Here is a 670-nt window from a genome sequence, read left to right as displayed (position 1 = left end):
TGAAGGGCGAGCCTTCGTCGCTGCTGCTGGAGCCCGCCGGCCGCAACACCGCGCCGGCCGTGACGCTGGCGGCGCTGCAGGCCACGGCCGACGGCAGCGACCCCATTCTGGTCGTCACGCCGGCAGACCAGACCGTCACCGACCCGGCGGCCTACACCGCCGCGCTGCAATCGGCCATCCGCGCGGCAGCCAATGGCGACATCGTCATCCTGGGCATCACGCCGGACAAGCCTGAGACCGGCTTTGGCTACATCCGCACCAGCGGTGCGGACGTCAACGGCGTGCGCAACGTGGCCGCCTTTGTCGAAAAGCCCGACCTGGCGACCGCCAAGGCCTATCTGGCCGATGGCGGCTACTTCTGGAACAGCGGCATGTTCGTGATGAAGGCCTCGCGCTGGCTGGCTGCGCTGGCGCACTTCCGGCCCGACATCGCCGAGGCCACGCGCAAGTCGTTCGACGTGCGCAGCACCGACGCGCAGTTCGTGCGCCCGGGCAAGGACGAGTTCAAGGCCGTGCCGTCCGAATCGGTTGACTACGCGGTGATGGAGCAGTGCCCGGCCAAGCCGGAAAGCGGCTTTGTGGTGCGCATGGTGCCGCTGGATGCGGGCTGGTCGGATCTGGGCGCATGGGATGCCGTGTGGCAGGTCAGCGCCCATGACGAGCAGGGCAA

General features: G+C 69.0%; 1 protein-coding gene. It reads left to right on the top strand.

What is annotated here, in order from left to right; all coding sequences use genetic code 11:
- On the top strand, positions 1–670 hold a 670-nt coding region (locus GTZ97_RS16420; protein ID WP_161652081.1), incomplete at both ends, for a mannose-1-phosphate guanylyltransferase.

It is taken from the genome of Aquabacterium fontiphilum, from assembly GCF_009909205.1.
Taxonomy (GTDB): Bacteria; Pseudomonadota; Gammaproteobacteria; order Burkholderiales; family Burkholderiaceae_C; genus Aquabacterium; species Aquabacterium fontiphilum.
The sequence above is the reverse complement of the archived record's forward strand: the minus strand, read 5'-3'. Positions and strand labels throughout refer to the sequence as shown.